This is a genomic window from Lactococcus sp. UBA7128, assembly GCF_002492185.1.
In the GTDB taxonomy this organism is placed as follows: Bacteria; Bacillota; Bacilli; order Lactobacillales; family Streptococcaceae; genus Lactococcus; species Lactococcus muris.
The window spans coordinates 1-16,591 of the sequence record NZ_DKXK01000014.1; the positions used below are offsets into that span (position 1 = coordinate 1).

The 16,591-nt window shown below is 37.3% G+C and carries 17 protein-coding genes; 16 read left to right on the top strand and 1 reads right to left on the bottom strand.

Going from position 1 to position 16,591, the window contains the following annotated elements:
- From B4H39_RS01575 to dagF, 10 genes are all read left to right on the top strand, one after another.
- On the top strand, positions 1–754 hold a 754-nt coding region (locus B4H39_RS01575; RefSeq protein ID WP_286927478.1), incomplete at its 5' end, for a DUF6273 domain-containing protein.
- A gap of 168 nt (positions 755–922) precedes the next feature.
- On the top strand, positions 923–2,743 hold the full coding sequence (locus tag B4H39_RS01580; protein ID WP_251421680.1) for an HTH domain-containing protein: 1,821 nt from the start codon (positions 923–925) through the stop codon (positions 2,741–2,743).
- The gene (locus B4H39_RS01585) at positions 2,740–3,078 is read left to right on the top strand and encodes a hypothetical protein (RefSeq protein WP_202231452.1); all 339 of its coding nucleotides are present in this window, start codon (positions 2,740–2,742) and stop codon (positions 3,076–3,078) included. The genes B4H39_RS01580 and B4H39_RS01585 overlap by 4 nt, the downstream gene beginning before the upstream one ends.
- 21 nt (positions 3,079–3,099) lie before the next feature.
- Positions 3,100–3,456 carry an SFCGS family glycine-rich protein gene (locus B4H39_RS01590; protein ID WP_202231451.1) on the top strand — a complete coding sequence of 119 codons (357 nt, stop codon included), beginning with the start codon at positions 3,100–3,102 and terminating at the stop codon, positions 3,454–3,456.
- Positions 3,457–3,458: 2 nt separating this feature from the next.
- Entirely contained in the window at positions 3,459–3,800 is a 342-nt protein-coding gene (locus B4H39_RS01595; protein ID WP_202231450.1) for a DUF4312 family protein, read from the top strand.
- An 18-nt stretch (positions 3,801–3,818) separates the two neighbouring features.
- Entirely contained in the window at positions 3,819–4,595 is a 777-nt protein-coding gene (locus tag B4H39_RS01600) for a DUF4311 domain-containing protein (RefSeq protein ID WP_251421677.1), read from the top strand.
- 16 nt (positions 4,596–4,611) lie between these two features.
- The gene (locus B4H39_RS01605; protein WP_251421674.1) at positions 4,612–5,274 is read left to right on the top strand and encodes a DUF4310 family protein; all 663 of its coding nucleotides are present in this window, start codon (positions 4,612–4,614) and stop codon (positions 5,272–5,274) included.
- Between the two features lie 11 nt (positions 5,275–5,285).
- Entirely contained in the window at positions 5,286–6,395 is a 1,110-nt protein-coding gene (locus B4H39_RS01610) for an amidohydrolase/deacetylase family metallohydrolase (protein ID WP_251421671.1), read from the top strand.
- Between the two features lies 1 nt (position 6,396).
- Entirely contained in the window at positions 6,397–7,494 is a 1,098-nt protein-coding gene (locus B4H39_RS01615) for a DgaE family pyridoxal phosphate-dependent ammonia lyase (protein WP_251421668.1), read from the top strand.
- A gap of 12 nt (positions 7,495–7,506) precedes the next feature.
- Positions 7,507–8,244 carry a 2-dehydro-3-deoxy-phosphogluconate aldolase gene (gene dagF, locus B4H39_RS01620; protein WP_251421665.1) on the top strand — a complete coding sequence of 246 codons (738 nt, stop codon included), beginning with the start codon at positions 7,507–7,509 and terminating at the stop codon, positions 8,242–8,244.
- Positions 8,245–8,353: 109 nt separating this feature from the next.
- On the opposite strand, the gene B4H39_RS01625 is transcribed toward dagF, so the two are convergent.
- Positions 8,354–8,854: a transcriptional regulator gene (locus B4H39_RS01625; protein WP_202231444.1), complete on the bottom strand. Its 501-nt coding sequence runs from the start codon at positions 8,852–8,854 to the stop codon at positions 8,354–8,356.
- Positions 8,855–9,429: 575 nt separating this feature from the next.
- Between B4H39_RS01625 and lanM the strand changes: the two genes are divergently transcribed.
- The 6 genes from lanM (at position 9,430) to B4H39_RS01655 (ending at position 16,486) form a co-directional block, all read left to right on the top strand.
- Positions 9,430–12,432: a type 2 lanthipeptide synthetase LanM gene (lanM, locus tag B4H39_RS01630; RefSeq protein WP_251421662.1), complete on the top strand. Its 3,003-nt coding sequence runs from the start codon at positions 9,430–9,432 to the stop codon at positions 12,430–12,432.
- A 73-nt stretch (positions 12,433–12,505) separates the two neighbouring features.
- A complete protein-coding gene (locus B4H39_RS01635) occupies positions 12,506–12,685 on the top strand; it encodes a lichenicidin A2 family type 2 lantibiotic (RefSeq protein WP_202231258.1) in 180 nt (59 codons plus the stop codon).
- Between the two features lie 30 nt (positions 12,686–12,715).
- Positions 12,716–12,922: a lichenicidin A2 family type 2 lantibiotic gene (locus B4H39_RS01640; RefSeq protein WP_202231257.1), complete on the top strand. Its 207-nt coding sequence runs from the start codon at positions 12,716–12,718 to the stop codon at positions 12,920–12,922.
- 377 nt (positions 12,923–13,299) lie between these two features.
- Complete coding sequence (locus B4H39_RS01645; protein ID WP_202231256.1) at positions 13,300–13,689, top strand: hypothetical protein; 390 nt, start codon at positions 13,300–13,302, stop codon at positions 13,687–13,689.
- Positions 13,643–14,368, top strand: a complete 726-nt coding sequence (locus B4H39_RS01650; protein ID WP_202231255.1) for a flavodoxin family protein — start codon at positions 13,643–13,645, stop codon at positions 14,366–14,368. The genes B4H39_RS01645 and B4H39_RS01650 overlap by 47 nt, the downstream gene beginning before the upstream one ends.
- Positions 14,369–14,371: 3 nt before the next feature.
- A complete protein-coding gene (locus B4H39_RS01655) occupies positions 14,372–16,486 on the top strand; it encodes a peptidase domain-containing ABC transporter (protein WP_251421659.1) in 2,115 nt (704 codons plus the stop codon).
- Positions 16,487–16,591: the final 105 nt, after the last annotated feature.

Genomic DNA, 16,591 nt, shown 5'->3' on the forward strand with positions numbered 1-16,591 from the left:
CTACTATGGCATTCATGTCGAGAGTGGGCTGGTGAGCCCTGACCAGCATGAGGAGTTCCTCAATGACGGGGAGCAACACCATGCGGAGCTGGAAGACTTTCTCCAAGGTATCCAGAATGGGGTGATGTTTGATGATGGCTCTAATCCATTGCCTAACGAAGACAGTGCACCAGCAGACTTTGACTTTTCGACCATGCGTCCGGGGCGTATCTTTACCATGGCAGGTGAGCAGTACCGTTATCTTGAAAACATGGGTTCTGGCAATCATATGATTATCCGGAATGATGCGATTCGTAGTGTAAATTGGTATGAAAAAGACGATGCAATCACTACTTGGTATGATTCTCTTGATTCGTCAGTCCAAGGCATTGTTCGTCCTGTAAGCAATTCTTTCGATACAGGAATCGTGCCTCATAATGACGTTACATTTGAGGGGGACCGCTGGATTCCAAGAAATCTAGTAGGTGAGGTTGCGGGAGATATTACCCAAGTAGATACAAGTGGGACTCCTCAAGCTTTCCACCTTTCATTGGCAGATATGGAACGATTAACAGGAGAGGGTCGAGCTTTTCCAAGCCGGTTCCAACGGGGAACTCCTGCTTTAGGTTGGTGGTGGTTGCGTACTCCTGCGACTAGCACACAGGCTTGGCTTATTTCTAATACAGGCTTTTTAACAGGCTATTTACTTAATACAATGCGCACTGTAAATGGAGGCATACGCCCCGCCCTAATAATAAATCCATCCACAACCTAAGAAATTAAAAAAGAAACTAGACACCTGTGGTCTAGTTTTTTCATCAAAAAATAAGCAATAAAAAAATTGCACTAATGAAAGGGCATACAATTTGTGTTTTAAATGACAAGTTTTTCAATTATAATAAATATAGAGTCAATTATTAAGGAAGAATAACAAAGGAGACATATGATTATACAACTGTCTTTGAGACAGATAAACATCCTGCTTTATTTGCTCAAAGCTAAAGGAGCCTCCACTTCAAGTGAGTTGGCGCAGTCCTTTGATATTTCTGTACGAACCATCAAAAATGAAATCGTAGCCATTAAGGATTATCTTCGTTCTCAGGGAGAAGAATTAACATCACAAAGAGGTCGCGGCTATATCCTGGATATTAAGGAAGTCAAAAAGAAAGAACTGATTGATTTTCTCCAATCAACAGAACGATTTTCTTCCTTTATGGATCATAAAAGAAGAGCCAATCAGATTTGTCTGGACTTGTTTTTATCGGAAGAGCCGATTATCAGCAGTTATTGGGCGGAGAAATTTGGGGTAAGCCAGAACACAATTTTTAATGACATCATGATTTTGGAAAAAGAAATTAAAGAATTTTTCGTCTTTATAGAAAGTAATCAATACGGTTATAGCCTATCGGGAGATGAGATAAGGATTCGAAATTTATTGTCCAGTGTCTGGCAGACAGAGTTTACAAACTATGACATTTCTAACTTGATGACTCGAGTAGAAATGGGGGATGACGACTATGATGAATACTCGCTTATTTCAAATGAAAAACTGAAAGATATTTATAAGGGCGTCGTCAGATATACAACAGAGCACTTTACCAGCTTGACAAAAGAAGTTGACAATTATGCTATTTTCTCCTTGATTATTCGTTTGTGTCTTTCCATTTCTCGAATGAAAATCAATAAAAGATTTCAAACCTCTGAAAAAGTGGAAAGTGGTGAAGATGCATTGAGAAAATATTTGGCTCAAGTTTATCACCACTTTGACTTGGAGATGACACGGGAGGAGGTACGTTATGTTTTAAGTGAACAAGGGGGGATGGATAAGGTTGATGTTAACAGCTTTACGACCTGTATCATTCAGGGAGTGAGCCAGAGTATAAACTTTAATTTTGAAAAGGATTCACAGCTCTTTCAAAATCTCTATACACACTTTTCTTTACGTTTTTCAAAGGAAAACATGTATCTCAACGAGTATAATCCCTTTGTGCAAGAAATAAAAAAGAAGCAGGAAAAGATTTTTCTTGCAGTAAAACAAGCGTTGAAAGAGAGCTTTCCTCAAAACTTTGACTTTGATGATTCTTTTGTTGCTTACGTTTCCTTGCACTTCATTGCCTCTAAAGAAAGGGAAACGCTTTATGGCAAGAAAATTCAAGTGCTTTATGTCTGTTCTACTGGGGTTGGTGTTGCTTCCTTTATTCAGCAAAAGATAGCCAAAGAAGTCCAAGGGATTGAGATTGTCGGCTTTGCCTCAGTGATTAATTGCCGGCGCTTTGTGGAAAAACTCCAACCTGACTTAGTTATCTCTGTTTTTCCTATTGATAATATTGCCGTGCCTGTCATTGAAGTTGAAGCTCTGGTGAGTAAGGGAGATTTACTTTCGATTCAGGAGCAAGTCAATTTATTGTTAAACGCAGGTTTAGGAAGTGAAAGTGATCGATTTTCAAAGCAGGGAGGAAAAGAGAAGAGCGAAGAGATGAGCCGTAACGTTATCTTTTATGGCTATATGATTTATGAGGAGCTGACTTTACTGCTCAAAGATAAACTCAATCCAGAGTATAAAGAAGGTTTCCTGCTCCACGTCCTCCTCATGGTTCACCGGGTAATGTTTGAACAGCAGTATCAAGAATTTGGCAAGTTGGACGACGCGGAATTGACAAAACAAGTCAGAGAAGTCTTTCGCACACGAGACTTAGAAATTAACGATGCAGAAATATTTGCTCTTACGCAGTATTTTAGTAAGGCATCAGAGAGGAATGAATGAACACAGTAGAAAAATGTATACAGGAGCAAGTCGTCTCTGGCGATATCGAGGCGCTGAAAGCTCTTGTATCCGAGATTGAACAAGTATTTGCAAGAGAAAATCTGACAGCCAGCGAGCTGCAGTGGAAAGTGATGATTAATCACTTTGATGCTGTTATTGCGCGGCAACTGTCTGGTGAGAAGCTACCCGAAATGGACAGCAGCCTCTTTGCTGATCTGAGTGAGCAGTCGATGCAGCTTGCTCGAGAAGTTGCAGGAAGTATCAAGGTTATTGAGGAGAGCGAAATTTTTCTTATCGCTGTCCATATGGAAAATGTTTTAGGAAATATTAATTAATAAAAAATGGAGGAACATAAAATGGTAAAAATCGTAATCGGAGATCGTATGGGTAAAGGGCAAAACATTGCCAAAGGTATTGAAGCTGCAGGAGGAGAAGCTCTTGTTATCCCTGGAATGGCGGCGGATATGCGCCTTGGCGATGTTATGAAAAAAGAAGGGGCAGATATGGGCTTGTCTTTCTGTGGTTCAGGTGGAGCTGGTGCTTTAACAGCAGCTACGAAATATGGTTATAGCGAACGTCATGGCATGCGTTCTGTGCAAGAGGGAGTGACAGCTGTAGAAGAAGGCATTCAAGTTTTAGGCTTTGGCTTTATGGACACAGAAGAACTCGGGATGGCTTTGACTGAAGCTTACAAGAAAAAACACGGGGCATAGTCATGTTGAAAGTACAAAGAAAAGTTATTGTGGAAGGCAAAGGCAACTCGAAAAAAGCAGCCTTTGCCAGTGCTTTGAATAAAATTCAAGGCGAGATTATCAAAAACAGTAAAGACGTCCTGTTAAGGATCGAGCCAAACGATATCCGAGTGCTCAAAGCACAGAAAAGAGAATGGACAGAAAAATTCTTCTTTTTCTTCATGCCAAGACAAAAGGAAGAATATCAAGTGACTCTGGAAGTTCTTGTGGACTTGCAGATAATCGAAATGGCAAGGGTCAATTTTACAGAAACACGTCAAGAAGTACAAGGAATAAAAATTCCAATCATTAATAAAGTTATTTAAAAGGAGAAGAATTATCTTATGGATATTATCGTTATCTTAAAATCACTTGTCATAGGTGGTTTATTAGGATTTTCAGCAGGGATGGGCGCAGCAAGAATGTTCCACATCCCGACAACGCAAGGTTTGGGAGCTTTTCGTACAATGGGAGAAATGAACGCCTGTGAAGGCGATGCCGCATCGCATTTCTCATTTGGTTTGGGTTTCTTCTTTAATGCTTGGGCATCTGCCGTGGGTGCCGGAGCTTTCACGCAAGATGTAACGCATCGTATCTTGCCAAACTGGGCAGCCGCTTCGCTTCTCGCACGTAATAAAAATGTCGAAGAAACGGTGCATAACCCAAAGAAAATGGCTATTGCTGGCGCAATTTTTGGCGCTATTGTTGTAACTTTTTTGAACTCGACAGCAACAGCTATTCCTGAAGGATTGAAAGTTTCTGCTGTAGCTGTCTTAGTTCCAGCTGCGACAATGCTGATCAACTTTGTTATGCCTATTGTTTTCTGGCTGGCAGCTCTCGATGCAGGGAAGCGTACAGGGTTCTGGGCAACCTTATTTGGTGGTATTGCTCAACTTATCATGGGGAATGCCGTACCAGGTGTAGTTTTGGGTATCCTTATCGGTAAAGGCGTTGATGAAGGTGGCTGGAGCAAGCTGACGAAGATTATCTTTATTGCAGTTATTCTACTGTTTATCTTCTCCGCTTTCTTCCGAGGAATTGACTTACAGGCTTTGGATCAGTTTAATCTACCGCATCCAGTTTGGCTTGAAGATTTACATGATTTAGTAACAGTAAGATAAAGTGAGGTGAAATAGAATGCAAGAAAATGATTTGATGAAAGAAAAAAGTTTTTGGTTTGCGGATTGGGCGTTTCCAATTTTAGTGGGGATTATGGCGGCAGCTGTATTTGCCGGAACACATATGTATGTAACTTATGGTGTCGGCGCTTTTAACGAAGTTTCGATTGTTGCCATGTTGAAAGCAGGATTAGATGGTGAATCTTATGGTGCGGCAGCTGCTTTTGGTGCAAGTTTCCTCTTTGCGCGTGTTCTAGAAGGTTCCTTAGTCGGGATTTTGGACTTGGGTGGTTCTATCTTAACAGGTGTAGGTATTGGGATTCCAGCTATGTTTCTAGCTGCGGGAATCACAGGTCCAGTTGACAGTTTTCCGCTGGCTTTACTCACAGGTGGTGTTATCGGCGCTATTATCGGTGGTGTGATTATCTTGATTCGTAAGTTTACCTTAGGCTCAGGCGATACAACCTTTGGTGCGGATATCATGATGGGTGCAGGAAATTCCGCAGGGCGTTTCTTGGGACCGCTTATCGTTTTGTATGCGACAACAGCCTCAATCCCTGTCGGAATCGGCTCAATTATCGGTGCGATTATCTTTTACAAATGGGAAAAACCAATTGCTGGTGGTGCAATTCTTGGCGCGATGATTATGGGAGCTTTCTTCCCTGTCGTTGCTCAAGGCTAAAGGAGAACTAAATGTTTGATTTACTTGTTAAAAATGTCCAAGATATCAAAGGAAATCCTTTAGAAATAGGGATAAAGTCAGGCAAGATTGTTGACCTAGGCGAGCGCTTACAGGGAGAAGCGAAAGAAGTTTTTAATGCAGAGGGCGCCTATGTCTCTGCCGGATGGATTGATTCACATGTGCACTGTTTTGAAATGATGGACTTGTATTATGACTATCCCGATGAGATTGGAGTAGCGACAGGTGTAACAACAGTTATTGATGCAGGCTCCTCAGGTGAAGCCAATATTAAGGACTTTTACGAGCTTGCAAAAAAGGCTAAAACAAATGTCTTCGCCCTTCTTAATATTTCGAAACATGGCATCGTCACTCAGGATGAACTTTCGGATTTGTCACTTGTTGATGAGGCGAAAAATATCGCGCGTATCCAAGAACTTCCTGAATTCATTGTGGGGATCAAAGCACGTATGTCGAAGACCGTTATTGGTCAAAATGGTATCATCCCCTTACAAATGGCGAAGAAACTACAAAGTAAAGTGAATTTGCCATTGATGGTTCATATTGGCTCTGCGCCGCCAAAACTTGAGGATATCTTGCAAGAGCTAGAGGCAGGAGATATTGTCACGCATTGCTTTAATGGCAAGGAAAACGGGATTTTAGCTACAAGTGATGAGATTAAAGACTTTGCTCTAGAAGCCTATCGTCGTGGAATCATTTTTGACATCGGACATGGGACTGACAGTTTCAACTTTAAGGTTGCTGAGATTGCCAGAAAGAAAGAAGTAAGTGCGCAAAGTATTTCAACAGACATCTATATCCGTAACCGAAAAAACGGCCCTGTTTATGATTTGGCGACAACTTTATCAAAGCTTTTAAAAGTTGGCTATTCACTTGAGGAATTAATTTCAGCTGTGACAACCGCTCCCGCTAAAAATTTCAATTTGGCAAACAAAGGAAGTTTAGAAGTTGGCAAAGATGGTGACCTGACTTTCTTCAAACTCGAAGACAAACAGGAGAAACTCGTAGACTCTAACGGAAATGTCCAGCAAAGTGAACAGATTTTAAGCCCTGTTGCTTGTACTGTTGCGGGAACACTCTATCAAGAAAGAGAGAAGAAATAATTTGGACAATATACATAAGAAATTTAAGCTCAAACAAGTGATCAATGCCAGTGGTAAAATGACCATTCTAGGCGTATCAAAGGTTTCTGACCAAGTCGCGCAAGCGCAAAGGCTCGCAGGACAAGCTTTTTTCGAAATGAGTGATTTAACGGAGAAAACCGGCTATTATATCGCAGATTTAGTCGGCGCAGAAAATGCCACGGTTGTTTCCAGCGCTTCTGCAGGAATTGCCCAATCTGTTGCAGCTCTTATCGGTCAAGGAGACAAATATCATGCTGTTCACCCTTTCACAGAACGCATCCAAAAACGTGAAATTGTCTTGCCCAAAGGTCATAATGTGAATTACGGAACAGGTGTTCAAGTCATGGTTGAACTTGGGGGTGGAAAAGTTGTCGAAGCCGGCTGGGCTAACCAATGTTCTGCTCAACAAGTAGAAATGGAAATCACAGATAAAACGGCAGCTCTTCTGTATATCAAGAGCCATCATACTGTGCAAAAATCAATGCTTACAGTAGCTCAAATGGCTGAGGTTGCCCAAAAGCATAATCTTCCATTGATTGTTGATGCAGCTGCCGAAGAAGACTTAAGGACTTATTACCAAGCAGGCGCAGACTTAGTTATTTACTCTGGTGCAAAAGCACTTGAAGCGCCATCATCAGCCATGGTCATCGGTAAAGACAAGTATGTAAAATGGGTCCAATTACAAGGGCAAGGCATCGGCCGTTCAATGAAAATCGGCAAAGACAATATCATTGGCTTTGTGACTGCACTGGAGCACTATCTCGCAACAGAAAGTGAGTCTGAAAGCAGTCAAAAAGCACGATTAGCTCCATTTATTAGCGGACTCAATGAGATTTCAGGAATTACTGCAGATATCGTGCAGGACAGTGCAGGCCGTCTTATCTTTAGAGCCAGCATTAAGGTTGAATCATCGTCTATGAATGCGCTGGAAGTTATTGACAAGCTTAAAGAAGGCGACACAGCTGTCTATACGCGTGAATATCAAGCCAATAACGGCATCATCGAGTTTGACATACGCGCAGTTGATGAAGCGGAAATGCAGCTCATTGTCGATAAGCTTAAAACAATTATGGAATAAAAGAGGAGAAAAATGAAAAAAACACCAAATTATTTAGAAAATCGTCTATGCTTAAATGTTTTGGCTGGTTCAGTGGAGAATGCTCAAGAAATATACGAAGCAGCAGAAGGTCATGTTGTCGTTGGCGTACTTTCTAAAAATTATGCCACAGATGAAGCAGCGATTGAAGACATGAAACGCTACATTGCTGTCACGGATAATGCCCTCTCTGTTGGCTTGGGCGCAGGCGATCCGAACCAATCGCAGATGGTTTCTCGTCTTTCAGCTGTCTTACAGCCACAACATGTCAACCAAGTTTTCACAGGAGTCGCAACCAGTCGTGCACTTTTGGGGCAAGACGATACAGTGGTTAATGGCTTGATTTCCCCAACAGGAAAAGTCGGTTATGTAAATATCGCCACAGGACCTTTAAGCTCCCAAGCACCAGAAGCAGTTGTGCCAGTCGAAACAGCTATCCGCCTGCTCCAAGATATGGGGGGCTCTTCTGTAAAATTCTTCAACATGAAAGGTTTAGAACATATTGAAGAATACAAAGTTGTTACTGAAGCTTGTGCCAAGTATGACTTTTACTTAGAGCCAACGGGCGGCATTGACTTAGAAAACTTTGAAGAGATTGTCCAGATTGCCGTGGATGCCGGCGTTAAGAAAATCATCCCTCATGTTTACAGCTCCATTATTGATAAGGAAACGGGAAATACGCGAGTAGAAGATGTTAAAGTTTTGCTTGAGATGATGAAGAAAAGTTTATAAAATTTAAAATATTAGTATCCTCTAGGGCGGTAGATGAAAATCTACTGCTTTTTTTATGAAAAAAAGCCATAGAAATAGACACAGAGGCTTAGGCTCACTTTTATAAACTTTACCTATTGGTCTTTCTTTTTGGCATTTTCACGTTAGCCATATCCGCAGGAGATAGGCTTAAGAGATAAAGAAACTTTTTTTGAAAAAGTGAGACAGGCTCAGGGCTATCATCGGTTAGCCAAGTAGACAGAATGGATAAAAATTCTTTTAAGAGAATGTTCGCGAGATAGGCATTGGAAAAAATCTCCTTTTTTCCAATTTTATCAAGGTAAGATTCTACAACGGGCACATATTTTTCTTGTAGAAAATTTAACCAGTTTGGGTCAACATTTGTTTCACAGAGAACTTTTATCCAATCTTTTCTGGCATATAGAAGTGGAAGGAGAGTATGGGAGACAAATTTTACAATATTTGTGTTTGTACCTATCATAAATTTTGTTATTTCATCGTCTATGTCTTTATCGATTAAAAAATGGATTTTTTCGATAATATCTTCCATGTTATCAAAATGATAACGATAAATAGACTCTCTCCGCAAACCTGCTTGGTCTGCAATCATCTGCAGCGTCAATTTTTGATTAGGATATTTCTGAGCGGCTTGAAAAAAGGCATCGATTATCTTTTTTTGACCGTCGCTTATAATAATTATGATAAACTCCCTTCACTGAAAATATGTTCGTTGGGATTGTATAAACTCCTCTTCCCCATTATTTATTTGAAATTTTAATGTTAACCAATTATAACAAAAAAAGTTTTATTGGTCTAACGAACTTTAGATACGAAATAGAAAAAGGAAACAGCTTGTGTCCTTAAAATGGAATCAAAGATTAATGAAAGCCATGGTTATGGGAAAAGAGATTTATATAAGGGTAAAAAAGTGCACACTATGTGAACATTGACTTGTTGTATCATTCATAATAGAATGCTAGACTGAAAAGGTAAATGGATTTTAGAAAGGATTTAGTCCGGTGTAATCAAGTTGTTGATGATATAACTTGATTACTAAGTTATTCTTCAAGTTTAAGATTAATTAGCACAGCTCATTTGTTTTAAACTAAATAGACTGAGAATTTGGATAATATGGATATGCTTTTTTGATTAGTCTAGGGAGCTGGTGTGAGGGTAGGGATGTATATGAAAAACTTTTCGTTTGAAATAGAAAAAATATTTATTGATTCAGCTAGCATAACTGAAGAAAAATGCAGATATTATTCTTCAGAGAAAGAAATTGATTCAAGTTATTTAGAGGAATGGCGTTCAGCTCGAACACTATTGAATGATAATTATTTTAAGGAGATGTTAGAAATTAAGAATACTTCTTTACAAGAATTTTCGTTTGCTCTCCAGCCTTTGGGGATAGGAAATTATAAAGAGGTTCAATGGTTTAAAAGATTTAAAAATGTAATTGATATTTTTGATTATAGTATTGTTGATTTCTCAGATGGTATCGTGATGTTTTACTTGCCGTTTCTTACTTTTTTGAAAAATCAGATATCAGAAGCAACTATGGATTTAGGACAACTAGTCATTTCAGAAGAAATTATCCATTCTTTTGTAGAAGTTGCGGGAACCGAAATGTTCAATATTTTCGGAAAATTAATTGCAATCGAATTAGAAATATACAAGCATGAAAATAATTTTGAATCAAAAAGCGGCAATGAGAGATTTCAAGAATTTCTTGAGAAAACCTACCCATCAAAAGATGATTTAGTTTCGTTCTATGCAAAGTATCCAGTTGCAGCAAGAGTAGCAACTGAGAGAATTAATTATTTAATAAATAATTTTAAGAACATGATTCAGAGGATAGATATAGACTTGCCAGAACTAGGTGAAATTTTTCACCTAGAGACGATAGAACTGACAGAAATTCAGCTTTCTACAGGAGATTCTCATCAGCAAGCTAATGCTGTAGCTATTTTAGTATTCGGTAATAAAAAAGTTGTTTACAAGCCTAGAAATTTGGAACTTAGCTTATCGTTTGAGAGATTTCTTGACTGGTGTACCGAAAATTCTAATCTTCTTGACTTGAGGTTTCCTAAAGGGATTTATAAGAAAGAATATTCTTACAATGCGTTTATTGAAAAGAAAAATTGTGCTGATAGTGAGAGTGTAGAAAAGTTTTATACAAGATATGGTTACTTAGTTGCTATCTGCTATCTTTTAGGCATTAATGATCTGCATATGGAAAATATTATTGCAGAGGGTGAATATCCAATCATCATTGATATTGAGACAATGTTCCAGCCTCACTTAATGTTTGAAAATGAATCTGTTTTTTCAAAAATAACTCATCATTTACAACTTGATTCTGTTATGAATTCAAGTCTATTGCCCAAAAACCTTAATATTGGAATCAAGAAGGAGGTAGAGCTAAGCGCATTAAATGGTAAGGAAGTAAAAACTAGCTCTAAAATTTTTGGCCCAACAGGAATAAACACAGATCAATTCCATTTTGAGCAACAAGAGGCATATTTTAAAGGAGGAAACAATATTCCTCAAAACAATCAAGATGAAGAGGTTGATTTTCAAGAATACCGCTTAAAAATTTTGGAAGCCTTTCAAGACTTCATGACCTTTGTAATGGAGAGAAAGCAAGAATTTATCCAGTTACTGGATGTATTTAAAGGGAAAAAGATTAGGGTACTGACCAAAGGGACAGAACAATATGCGATGATGTTGCGCTATGCTAGCCACCCCAACTATAATTCCGAAATGAAATATAGGGAAAGACTGATGATGAATGCATGGGCTTATCCATATAGGGATAAGCGGATTGTTAGTAGCGAGGTCAGAGATTTAATTTTTAACGATATTCCTATATTTTATGCCTATACTGATTCTACAGATATTATTGATAGTCGTAATAAGAGCTATGATAATTACTTTGAAAGTTCAGGACTACAAGATGCGATTCAGAGAATTCAAGCGCTTGACCAAACTAAAATAAAAGAGCAGTATAAAATTATGCTTTTGTCACTTGGTGTAGCTGATTCTTATTTGAACGAGAAAACTAGATTTACTGAACTGTCAAAAATTACAAGAAAATTTGATTACGTAAAAGAATCAGAAAGTATTGCCCAAGACCTCATTAAAGACATGGTACGATTCGAGGATGAAGTTTCTTTTGTGAATTTAGCGACTAATGACGAGCAACATTGGTATCTTGAATCTAGTGATGGCAGTCTCTATAGTGGTTTAAGTGGTATTGGATTACTGTTCTTAAATCTCTACCAAAAAACAGGTAAAGACGTTTATTTTTCTTACTATAAAAAATTGCTCAACACAGCAATTAAATATTCCAAACATCAGCCTTATAAAGGTGCTTTTGATGGGTGGCTTTCACCTATTTATCCTATGTTGGTTGAATATAAAAATTTGGGAACTCTTGTAGACGAAGAATTTTTAAATCTAACCATTAAAAAGCTAAATGAACTTTCAGACGAGCATGTCCAAAAATTTGAGCAGTTTGATTATATATCCGGATTAGCTGGAATTTTGCGCCTTATAGAAAAAATCAATAACACGCTTGAAGATAAGAAGGTTTCAAATCAAACAATAAAAATTATTGAAGCTATTCTAAAAGAAAAAATTACGCAAAAAGACAAAAGCTTAAATTCGGTAGGCATCGCTCATGGCCTATCAGGGATTGCTTTAGCACTCGCTTCATGTCAAGAAGTAGATAAAGAAGCAATTAGAGACTTGTTTTCCAAAGAAATGTCATTACACATTAAAGATGAAGACAGGCACAAGTGGTGTTGGGGAATCCCTGGTATGATTCAAGCCAGAATAGAAGTTTTGAAATATTTTGAGAATCAAGATATTGAGGAACAGCTTAAACTACTAGTTACAAAATTTGAAAAATACCTTGATGAGATTCCATTGGACGATTCGCTCTGCCATGGAACAGGGGGGATTTTGAAAACTATTGAAGAGCTATATAAGTACAGCTCAGATGATAAATGGCGACTAAAAAGTCAGCAAATTTATGCAAATATCAAAGAAAATTCACTTTCTAGAGATTATAAAATAAAAAATCTGTCAGGTTCAGATATAAAAGGACTTTTTGATGGTAGAACTGGTCTGGGAAGTAGCTATTTGAGTGATTTACCAAATCTTATGTTATTAAACATCGAATGAGTTAAAGGAGTATATTTAACACATTTGATTTTTATAAAAAATACACTTTTATTGAGGTGGGAAAGGAGGAAGTATGTCAGAAATTAATACAAACAAAATTGTTGGTGATGCATTTGAGGAGTTAACAATTGCAGAAATGACCCAAGTTCAGGGCGTAGGGGATGTGGAAGCACGCTTTACAACCCCGGTTTGTGCATTTAGTGTCTCATTTATGGCGACAGCACAGTTAGTAAGTGTTTTAAAAACGTGTTGATTATTAAAGAATGATGGTGGAGGTTTTTAAATGTCAGAAATTGATATGAATAAAATTGTTGGCACTTCATTTGAAGATATGACAATTTCAGAAATGATGCAAGTACAAGGTTCAGGAGATGTTGAAGCAAGAACTACTCCAGCTTGCTTATACTCACTATTTGTAACAGCAAATGTATCGTCAGCTGGATGTATTGGAGCAACAGCTGGAATAATCTATTCAATTGTGAGATGCTAAACAATTATAAGGAGGTTTCCTCCTTTCAGAGTGTAGACAAAATAGGAAAGGCCTTAAGAAGTGGCTCGGTCAAAATACCCTTTCTTGAAAATCTTCTAGCCATGAGGTTAACTGTAGGTTTTTCCACACTTAATAGCATTGAGCGCGATTGAGCGAAGCAATTAATCTGAAGATTGGTTTTTCGCTAGAAATATTTTCAAACAGAGTTTGTCTATACCCTAAAGGGAAGTTTTCCCCTTTTTTGTATACTACATCCAACTAATTGTTTTAGCTATGATGTACAAAAATTTAGGCCATTCATATAATTTTGCTCTATAAAGATTCATTATCAAAATAAGTAATAGTTGAAATTTTATGTTTTATAAAGGAGGAGTTTGATGAAAGTCGCTATAATTCTGCTGTGTCTTGGTATTTTATTGTATATACAGTACTTAGAAAAAACAAACAAGGTCAAATTTAAAAATGATATAGAATATCAAAAAGTATTGTTAAAAAAAGATAGGGTCATTTTAGGTTGTTATGAATTTATGGGAGTATATGCTGTAGCGATATATTTGGCTATAACTGTTCGTGGAGTTCTTGGGGAAATTCCGATAAATATTACAATCACTTCAAATAATATTTCTTTACCGTTTATTATTTTTGTTGCTGTGAGAAAGGTTATTGGTTATCTTGTGATCCTCCATTATAACAAAAAAAGCCATAACGAAGGGAGAGGTCATGAAAAAAATCTTTATTTTAAACGCAAGCAGAAGAAGGAAGGGTAATACAACAAAACTAATCTCTAGTGTTACTGAGAAACTGAAAGATTTTGACATCGAAATTGCTCACCCACAAGATTTTAATATTAAAACATGCCTAGGTTGTCATAAATGCTTTATTAAAGCGGGTTGTGTCCAAAGGGATGATTTACCACTTTTAGAAGAAAAAATCCTCAGTTCAGATTTATTAATTTTAGCTTCTCCTGTATATCTCCACTACATGACGGGTGAATTAAAAGTGATTCTAGACAAGCTATCTTGGTGGGCACACACATTGCGCTTACAGGGGAAACCCGTTGTTTTATTGAGCACTTGTTCCACTAATGGACAAGATACGGTGATTAAGCCTTTAGGGGAAATCATGAATTATATGGGGGGAAATGTCATTGCAACGGCTAATGCATCAATGGTGCCTGACCAAATCAATAATCTTGAGTGGCTTGATAGCGTTTCAGAAGAAATATCATCAAGAATTACTAAAAGTATCATAGATTATCCAAAAGCAAATATTTTTACTGAAAAGATATTTAATGCAAATCGAATATCGATGTTAGAACAAGTCAGTTATTTTGAAGATAATGATATTAAAAATGAGGAACTAGAATTTTGGAAAAGCTCAGGGATGCTTGAATTTGAGACCTTCTCTGCATACTTGGCGTATAAATATCAAAATAAGGAGAGTTAGTTTATGAAGGTGCGCTTCCAACAACAAAGTGAGCATTCTGAATGTGGTTTGGCTTGCGCAACAATGATGATTGACTACTTTGCTAAGAAAGTAAATATTGTCGAACTAAGAGAAAAGTATGGTGTCCCCAATGGCGGCTACAATCTTTTTCAAATAGGAAGTGTTTTAGAGGAGTATGGCGTTGTGTCGAAGGCTGCGAGAATTAACGCAGAATCTGTGCAATCAATTCCAACTCCTTTTATTGCTTTCTGGGACTTGAAGCATTTTGTGGTGGTAGAAAAAATCATAAGAAAGACTATTCATGTTGTTGATCCAGCTTTGGGAAAAAGAAAGCTGTCTTTCGAGGCTTTTAAAGAACATTTTTCAGAGGTGGTGCTCTACTCTACAAATGACGGGCATAGAAGCAGAAAAATTTCTAAAATAAATAATACTCTTAAAGAAAGTGTTTTAGAAAATAAAAAATTGTTAGTCGTTACTCTTAGTTTTTCGCTTCTTTCCCACTGTGTAAGCCTACTTATTCCATTCGTAATTCAAAGCATTATTGACTCAAGTGCTAAAATGCCTTTTCAATCTTTTTTGATAGGGATTATATTGATGATTGCTTCTTACTTTGTTATTAACATGGTAAAAATAAGGCTTTTAGTGAGGCTTCAAACAAGAATAGACAAAACCTTACTTGGAAATACTATTCATCAATTACTACACCTTCCTTATTCATATTTTGTCAACCGAAGTAAGGGAGAGCTAATTTATAGGATTAATTCAAATTCTTATATTAGACAAATCCTTGTTGATCAAGTGCTGGAGTTAGCTTTGAGCCTCTTATTTCTTGTTGTTTATATATTCATTATGTTTTGGATGAATATGTTTTTAGCGCTAATCACAATAATTATCGTAAGCATACTGATAGGTATTTCGATAATTAATGCCAGAATTAATCAGAAAATTGTACAAAATCAGATGGTTGTCATGACTAAATCACAAGATATAGTTAACGAGATGATAAATAATATCTTCACAGTCAAGGCGACCAATTCCTACGAATATATTTACAAGAATTGGAGTGAGAATTTTGGACAACAAATCATTATGGAGAGAACGAAAGCAAAGTATTCTTCAATCCTGACAAATATTCCAAACAGTATTCAAAGTTTTTATCCGCTTATTATTTTTTTCTTTGGATACTTGATGATACAAAGCCAAGAGATGACACTAGGTGCTGTCGTGGCCTTTAGCTCAAGCGGGGTTATGTTTTTGACGCCAGTACTATCTATTACGAATGTCTATAATCAACTGTTGATGATAAAGGTGTATATTGATAGGTTACTGGATATCTTAGAAACGAAGCAAGAACGTGATAATGGTGAATTTACGCTTGAGAATTATACTGGAAAGATTGATTTAGAGAATGTCACTTATAGATATAGTCGTTTTTCTGAAGAGGCTATAAAAAATGTTTCTTTATCAATTGAACCCCATCAAAAAATTGCTATTGTCGGAGCTAGCGGTTCAGGTAAGTCCACGCTCCTTAAAGTAATGGCTAACCTATTTCCAGTTGAGAGTGGGAAAGTTTACTATGATGATGTTGAACATGAAAAAATAGTACTTAAAAAATTCCGAAAAAATCTTGGAATTGTTCTTCAGGAGAATATTTTGTTCAGCGGTACTTTTAGAGAGAATATCCTTATGGGGAGAAAATTCACGGATGATGAGCTGTTAAGGAGTATTCAAATTGCAAATTTAGATGAGCTTGTTGCCTCGTTCCCTCTGGGTGTAGAAACTAAAATTTCGGAAAATGGTCAAAACTTCTCCGGAGGACAGAGGCAACGTATATCAATTGCCAGAACAGTTATTTCTCAACCGAAGGCGATTTTTATGGATGAACCCACAAGTGGTTTGGACAACATTACTGAAAAAATTGTGATGGCCAATATATTTAAACTTCCTGCAACGGTAATCGTTGTGGCACACAGATTGTCTATGATTGCAGAGTTTGACCAAGTGATTGTTATGGAAGCAGGAAAAATTGTTGGAGAAGGTACACATCAGGAGCTTTTAGAGACTTGTCAAGAATATCAGAAGTTGTATAAAATATCCGAATATCCTATTGTTCTTTAGTGAACTTGAAAGGAGGCAGTAAAAATCTGTTTTGTCTTTTTATTCTGAAAAAAGAAATCCCAGAACTAAAATTAAACCATAAAAAGTATCTGCAGTTATTAATTT